This window comes from Campylobacter taeniopygiae (assembly GCF_005406225.1).
Taxonomy (GTDB): domain Bacteria; phylum Campylobacterota; class Campylobacteria; order Campylobacterales; family Campylobacteraceae; genus Campylobacter_D; species Campylobacter_D taeniopygiae.
The window spans coordinates 1-6200 of the sequence record NZ_NXLY01000024.1; the positions used below are offsets into that span (position 1 = coordinate 1).

General features: G+C 30.6%; 6 protein-coding genes. 3 read left to right on the forward strand and 3 right to left on the reverse strand.

Going from position 1 to position 6200, the window contains the following annotated elements; genetic code table 11:
* From CQA75_RS08395 to thyX, 3 genes are all read right to left on the reverse strand, one after another.
* Positions 1-705, reverse strand: a 705-nt coding sequence (locus tag CQA75_RS08395; protein ID WP_342772963.1) for a PDC sensor domain-containing protein, incomplete at its 3' end; no start/stop codon positions are given.
* Positions 683-1021, reverse strand: a complete 339-nt coding sequence (locus tag CQA75_RS08400) for a chemotaxis protein (RefSeq protein WP_137624535.1) — start codon at positions 1019-1021, stop codon at positions 683-685. The genes CQA75_RS08395 and CQA75_RS08400, both read right to left, overlap by 23 nt.
* Before the next feature lie 125 nt (positions 1022-1146).
* On the reverse strand, positions 1147-1770 hold the full coding sequence (thyX, locus tag CQA75_RS08405) for an FAD-dependent thymidylate synthase (RefSeq protein ID WP_137624536.1): 624 nt from the start codon (positions 1768-1770) through the stop codon (positions 1147-1149).
* 124 nt (positions 1771-1894) lie between these two features.
* Here thyX and CQA75_RS08410 point away from each other — a divergent pair, with 124 nt between their 5' ends.
* The 3 genes from CQA75_RS08410 to CQA75_RS08420 are packed head-to-tail and all read left to right on the forward strand — an operon-like array spanning position 1895 to position 6103.
* Entirely contained in the window at positions 1895-3529 is a 1635-nt protein-coding gene (locus CQA75_RS08410) for a CTP synthase (protein WP_137624537.1), read from the forward strand.
* Positions 3516-5114 carry a single-stranded-DNA-specific exonuclease RecJ gene (gene recJ, locus CQA75_RS08415; RefSeq protein WP_137624538.1) on the forward strand — a complete coding sequence of 533 codons (1599 nt, stop codon included), beginning with the start codon at positions 3516-3518 and terminating at the stop codon, positions 5112-5114. Before CQA75_RS08410 ends, recJ begins: the two co-directional genes overlap by 14 nt.
* Positions 5114-6103, forward strand: coding sequence for an asparaginase (locus CQA75_RS08420; RefSeq protein WP_137624539.1), 990 nt, complete (start codon positions 5114-5116; stop codon positions 6101-6103). The genes recJ and CQA75_RS08420 overlap by 1 nt, the downstream gene beginning before the upstream one ends.
* Positions 6104-6200 lie beyond the last annotated feature (97 nt).

A 6200-nucleotide genomic window follows, 5' to 3' on the forward strand; every position in this document is an offset into this window, starting at 1 on the left:
TATATTAATAGTAGAGACATTCTTTGTTTTATGATTGATAAAATCAAAGAAGGCATTAAGACCACTTTGGATGGTGGTGAGTGGGGAGAGGAGTTTGGCTGTTAATGCGTAGAGTAAAACAATACTAATAATAATAATTACAACTACTATAATAATTTGTATATAAGCTATTTTAGAGACTTGTTTTTGGATTGCTTCTACTGGTTCAGATGAACAAATTGTATAATTATTAAATTGAGAGCACATAGCTAATCTATCACCCCCTTGAATTCTTGTATAAGAAAAAGAATTATAATCTCCAGTTTGTTTAAATTTGCTTTCTATATTTGGAATATTTGAATTTTGTCCCAAAAATGCCTTATTTGAAGAAACAAAAACATAATTTTTTTGATCAAAAACGAAAACATCTCCTGATAATTTATCAAATTGTTTTTGTAAATTTGCATTTGAAACATCAATCGCTAAAACTCCAATAAACTTACCATCTTTATAAAAAGGCATAGAATAGGTAAAACAAGGAAGATTGGATGCAGTATCTATATAAGAAGGAGATTCGTATATACCATTTTGCTCCTTTGCATTTTTATACCAATCTCTATTCCTAGAATCATAGTTATTAGCTTTTCCATAAATAATAGCATCAACATTTTTTTTATCACTTCTTGGATCGCTTCCAATATATTCACCATTTGATAAACCTAATATAAGCTGCTAATAAATCACCACCTTTTCTATAATTTTGAAAAATTAAGCCTGCATTATCTAAAACAGCTTTTTCATCGCTAAAACTGCTAAGAGGTAATTTACTTAAACTATTGGCGAGTTCCTTAAGAACGGTTAGTTTAACCTCGTTATAATTTGCCATAGAACTTTTTGCAGTTTTAACGTAGTTAGTTTGAGTTGAGATTACTTGTTTTAGTAAGGCATCTTTAACAAAAATAAAAGTTACAATACCTAAAGCAAGCAGACAAATAATAGCTATTATATTAGCTATTAAAGACATTTTAATTTTTATACTCATCTTTAAATACCACCTATTTTATTTTTAAAAAATATTAAAGATGATATTTTATAAAAATATAATTTATTTATTAATTAAATATTTAGATCAAGATTTTTTTACTATTTAGAATTTTGCTTACAAAATTATTCTATATCTTTATGCAAACAATGTTCAAAAATGAATCGATGTTCTTCTGGTAAAGCTTCAAATAAGGCATTGGCTAAATTTCTAATTTCCCAAAGAGCGGATTTTGAGCTGCGAAGTGAAATGAAATTTTGCAAACTCCTAGCATTTATGGTTAAAGTCAGTTCAGTTTTATAGCTTTCTGGTAAGCAATACTTAGCTATATCTAAACTAATGCTTTTTTGTAAGATCAGTCTTAAATTTTCCAAAGCTTTAATACTAGCATTATCCACCTCTTCATTTCCACAAAGTACCAAATATCGACTAGCATTTTCAAAATCTCCAACTTTAAATTCATTTTCATTGCGAAGTTCTTTTAAAGTGTATCTTGTGCTTTTTACACTAGGACTAGTATGACGATGACGTGCAACTTCTTGCAAACAAGCTCTTGAAATTCCTTGGATATAAAAAGTATAATTTAAATGTTCTAGAGTTGAGGCATGTTTAAATTTATTGCCAACGCGATCAATAAGCTCTTTATCTTTTTCGCCACCACAATCACCCTTTTCAAAACTTTGCCAACAAGTTCTTGTCGCATGAGAGCATACGGAAAGTGGAGTGTGAAAAAGTAGAGTGATTTTCATAATTTTTCCTTGAAAATGAAATTTTTGTTTTTTATAATTCTTGCATTTTTTACTTAAAATTCTAATGAAATAAAAAGTTTTATCAAGTTATAATTAAATTAAAAAATCAAGGTTGATTAAAGCGATGAAAAAACAAACAAAATATATCTTTGTAACCGGTGGAGTTTTGAGTTCTTTAGGAAAAGGAATTGCTGCAGCTTCTATTGCTACACTTTTAAAAAATTCAGGTTTGAAAGTAAGCATACTTAAAGCAGACCCTTATATTAATGTTGATCCTGGAACTATGAGTCCTTTTGAACATGGAGAAGTTTTCGTAACCGATGATGGGGCAGAAACGGATCTAGATTTGGGACATTATGAGCGTTTTTTAGATGAAAGTTTGTCTCAAGATAATAATTTTACAACTGGACGTGTTTATCAAAGCGTTATTGAGAAAGAAAGGCGTGGAGAATATCTTGGAAAAACGATCCAAGTTATTCCTCATATTGTAGGTGAGATTAAAGATCGTATCCAAAAAGCTGGTGAAGGAAAAGATGTTTTAATTGTAGAGATTGGAGGAACGGTTGGTGATATAGAAGGCCTTCCTTTTTTAGAGGCCATTCGTGCTTTACGTTTAGAAGTAGGCAAAAATAATGCTATGAATATACATCTTACATTAGTGCCTTTTATAAAAGCAGCAGGGGAATTGAAAACCAAACCTACTCAACATAGCGTAGGTGAATTAAGACGTATAGGAATCAGTCCTGATATGATAATTTGTCGCAGTGAAAAATCTTTAGATAGGGATTTAAAAGACAAAATTGCTATTTCTTGCGGAGTGGAAAAAAATTGCGTTATAGAAAGTATAGATGCAGCAAGTATTTATCAAATTCCGCTTAATTTTTTAAAACAAGATATATTAAATCCAATTGCAAGTATATTAGATCTTAAAATTTCAAAACCTGATATGCAAAATTGGAATAGTTTGGTAAAAAGGGTGATTGCACCAAGCAATGAAGTTAAAATTGCGTTTGTAGGAAAATATGTTGATTTAAAAGAAAGTTATAAAAGTCTTACTGAAGCTATTATACATGCGGGTGCAGCACTTGATACTAGAGTAGAGCTTAAATGGATCGATAGTGAAAAGCTTGAAAATTTAGAATCATCTGAAGCATTTAAAGATGTGAGCGGAATTTTAGTTGCAGGAGGCTTTGGAAATCGTGGCGTAGAGGGGAAAATAAAAGCGATTAATTATGCAAGAGAAAATAAAATTCCTTTTTTAGGTATTTGTTTGGGTATGCAGTTAGCTTTAGTAGAATTTGCTAGAAATGTTTTAAAATTAAAAGATGCTAATTCAAGCGAATTTGATGAAAAGTGTAAAAATCCTATTATTTATTTGATTGATGAATTCATTGATTCTAATGGAAAAAAACAAATTAGAACCGCTAAAACACCTTTGGGTGGAACGATGCGTTTGGGTGCTTATGAGTGTGAGATTAAGCCTAAAACAATTTTAGCAAGAGTTTATGGTAATACAAAAAGCGTAAAAGAGCGTCATCGTCATCGTTATGAAGCCAATCCAAAATACCGTAAAGATTTTGAAAATAATGGACTTATTGTAAGTGGAGAAAGTCAAGGGCTTATCGAGGCTATAGAGTTAAATTCGCATCCATTTTTCCTAGCCGTGCAGTTCCATCCTGAATTCACTTCAAGATTAGAGCATGCAAATCCAGTGATTTTTGGATTTATTGAGGCAGCAATCAAACATGAAAAAGATTGATAAAAGTGAAGTTAAAAAAATTTTAGCTTCACGTTTTGAAAAAGATCTTCATACTAAACTTTGTGATTTGCCGTTACCGTGTTGCTTAAAAGATATTTATAAAGCAGCAGAACGCATAAAAAGTGCGATAGAAAAAAATGAAAAAATTGCTATTGTAGGCGATTATGATGTTGATGGTATAGTATCGTGTGTGATTATGGCGGAATTTTTTGATGATATAGGTTTTGATTATATCGTTAGAATTCCAAATCGCTTTAAAGATGGGTATGGGTTAAATTCTGAAATTATTAATGAGCTTGATGTCGATTTAATTATTACCGTAGATAATGGCATAGCAGCACTTGAAGCTGCTAAACTTTGCAAAGAAAAAAATATTGATCTAATCATTACTGATCATCACATGCCTCAAGATATTTTGCCTGATGCTTTTGCGATAATCAATCCTAAGCAAAAAGATTGCGAATTTCCAGATATTGAAATTTGTGGAGCACAAGTGGCATGGTATTTGATCGCTGCTTTAAAAGAGGTTTGCAAACTAAAATACGATATGAGTCGATTTTTAGAATTATTAGCTATTGCTATAATTGCCGATATGATGGAGCTTAGAGACTTAAACCGCGCTTTGGTAAGAAGAGGCATTGATTTTATTAACAAATCCAAAAGAGCAGCTTTTAAGGCTATTAAAAATTATTATCAAAAGGATAAATTTTCTCTAGATAGCATAGGATTTTTAATCGCCCCGCTGATTAATAGTGCCGGAAGAATGGATGATGCTAGCATTTCTTATGAATTTTTGCACACTAAAGATTTAAATAAAGCCTTAGAGTATCTAGAGCAGATTGTTAATTTTAACGAAAATAGAAAAGATGAAGAAAAACAGCTTTTTGAAGAAAGTTTAAGTCAAATTAATGATCAAGATTCTTGTATTGTGGTATCTGGGATAAATTGGCATGAAGGGGTTTTGGGTATAGTAGCGAGTCGCTTGTCGAAACATTTTAACAAACCTGCCTTTGTGTTTTCTCAAAATGAGGATTATTTAAAAGGTAGCGCTAGAAGTGTTGGAAAGATTGATATTTTATCTTTAATCTCTAAAGCTAATTCTTTATTAAGTAATTATGGAGGGCATAAAGGTGCTGCAGGCATGAGTTTAAATGCACAAAATTTTGAAAAATTTAAAATTCTAATCCAGCAAGAATGTGCAAAAATTCCTGATAATGAATTTTTAGACACTGATGAAATTTTAGGGGTTTTAGATCCAAATGAAATTGATTTTGAAATGTTAGAAATTTTAGAATCTTTCGAACCTTTTGGCCATAAAAATCCTCGCCCTTTTTTTGTCTTAGAAAATCTAAAAGTGAAAAATAAAAAAATTTTAGGAAAAAATGAAAAACATTTAAAATTAGTTTTATCTAAAGAAAATAAGGTTGTTGAAGCTTTGTTTTTTAATTTTGACAAAGAGCCAAGCATTGATGAAAACATTAATATATTAGGAAGTATTTCTAAAAATGAATTTAGGGGACTTTTAACTCCTCAATTTATCATAAAAGAAATTTTAACCGAAGAAAAGATACGCAGGATTGATTAATGAAACCAAAAATTGCAATTTTAGCAACAGGTGGAACTATAGCAGGAGTTATTGATGATGCTATTACGACAACGGGCTATAAAGCAGGAGCTTTAAATATAGAAGTTTTGCTTGATGCTGTGCCTCAAATTAAAGAATTTGCAACAATTGTAGGTTATCAGATATCTAATATAGATAGTTCTAATATGTCTAATGAAATTCAGCTAAATCTTGCTAAAAAAATCAATAAGCTTTTAACTAAAGATGAAATAGATGCCGTTGTGGTAACTCATGGAACAGATACCATGGAAGAGACTGCGTATTTTTTAAATTTAACCATTAAAAGCGATAAACCGGTTATCTTAACGGGTGCGATGCGTCCTTCTACAGCTATGAGTGCAGATGGATCTAAAAATTTATATAATGCTGTGGCTTTAGCCATTAATGAGAAATCTAAAAATAAAGGCGTTATGATTGTTATGAACGATCGAATTTTAAGTGCTAGAGCAGCAGTAAAAACTCATACTTTAAATTTGGATGCTTTTTCTTCTCCAAATTTTGGAGATTTGGGGTATATTTTAGATGGAAAAGTATATTTTTATAACACAATTGAAAAATTACATACCAAAAATACTCCATTTGATATCGATCATCTTGAAGACTTGCCCAAAGTTGATATACTTTATACCTATTCTAATGATGGAAGTGGCGTTGCAGCAAAAGCTCTATTTGAAAATGGAACTCAAGCTTTGGTGATAGCAGGAAGTGGATCGGGAAATATCCATGAAAATCAAAAAAATATATTAAAAGAGCTTATGAAAAAAAATCTTATTGTTGCAATCAGCTCACGCATACAAGTAGGAGAGGTTATTTTAAGCAAAGAAGATGAAGATTTCGGTTTTATTTGCGCCCAAAATTTAAATCCACAAAAAGCTAGAATTTTACTTATGTTAGCACTTACCAAAACCAAAAATTCTAAAATAATTCAAAATTTCTTCCAAACCTACTAATACTTTAAACCCCCTTTAAGCTTAATTAGTTATACTTTCATTTCCTTTTTTTGAAAGGACTTAAAATCTTAAAAGAAGTTTCACCAAATACTTAATA